Origin of the sequence: Serratia sp. 506_PEND (assembly GCF_001076875.1) — a bacterium.
GTDB lineage: Bacteria > Pseudomonadota > Gammaproteobacteria > Enterobacterales > Enterobacteriaceae > Serratia > Serratia marcescens.
Genome location: NZ_JVEL01000401.1, coordinates 1 through 1,233, shown reverse-complemented (window position 1 = coordinate 1,233; position 1,233 = coordinate 1). Strand labels below are relative to the sequence as shown.

1 protein-coding gene is annotated in these 1,233 nt (G+C 51.0%); it reads right to left on the bottom strand.

What is annotated here, in order from left to right; all coding sequences use genetic code 11:
- Positions 1-1,233, bottom strand: a 1,233-nt coding sequence (locus ADK28_RS32170; RefSeq protein ID WP_048795963.1) for a hypothetical protein, incomplete at both ends; no start/stop codon positions are given.

Genomic DNA, 1,233 nt, shown 5'->3' with positions numbered 1-1,233 from the left:
GTATCGAGAACTATACCCGCACCACCAACGGCTGAAACGGTCCCCAAAGCAACGCCCAACCCCACAAGCCCCTTGGTAACATTGGGCAGAACTTCATCTAATTTGGTGAATTCATCTGCCACCTCGCCCTCGAGCTTAGCCAGGGGAGTCATAATGTCATTTTGGTCAAGGATTTCCAGGCTGCCTGCGCGTTTTTTCTTGAACTCAGTCTCGTTTTGAATACCCTTCATATCCTTATCGGTCGCCAGTTCACCGGGTTTGCCGTAATACTCCTGGTCAAGTGCGCCCTGTAGCGCCTTGACTTTATCGTAATGCTGTTCGTAGGCAATAAAGGACATACGGGCTTGCTGGTTGCGAAAGAACTTACCGTAATACACACCACGGACAGCCTGTATTTGACGTTCAAGACGATCCCGTTTGGTGGGGTCAGTCGTTTTGTTTAATTGACGATTTAACGACTGGTATTGCTTGTCATTATCGATGGCCTTATTAACAATGGTTCTGGCCGCTTCCAATGGGTCAACGCCTTGCCCCATCTGTTTGATAATGGACTCATGCCAGCTTATCTTTTTTCCGCCGATCTTAATGCGCCCAGCAGCGCTATCCAGGTTAGGGCTTAAAATATCATTGACGAGATCGGTCGCGTTCGTGAGGGCCGCTTCTGGTGTTGCTGCACCGAGCGCTGAGGATTCAGCAAGAGGCAATACAGCACGCAGCCCCTGATACCCGCCGCCGCCAATACCGCCCAACTGCTCAAACATTCCCTTCGCATGTTCAGCGATCACATCCGCATCAACAGGCCCCATCTGGCCCATTCTGACAATGCCGCTTAACGCATTGGGGAGTTTATCGGTGGGAATTTTAAAGTAATGCAACGATGAAGCCAGTTCCGCGACCTTGTAGGGATTTGCACCGACGGATGCGGCTGTCATATTGATGCGCGGCAATAATTCGTCGACTTGTTGCGGCGTAAATGCCTGGGAGGAAACCAGCCCCTCGTAACCTTGCAATGTGTCGCCGATATCACCCCCACCGAGTTCTATCGCTTTTTTGACGGTGTTGTTTATTTGCTGCTTACCTTTCTGGCGCCCCGCCTCATCGCGGTCATGGAACACCCTGTTTGAGAGTTTCATCAGCTCCATGCTGTACTCGGAACTGTTATCAATTTTAGGCGCAAGATAATGTGCGCCAGCAGCTATGGCTCCGCCGGCAACCAGCATTTTTTTACCCAGG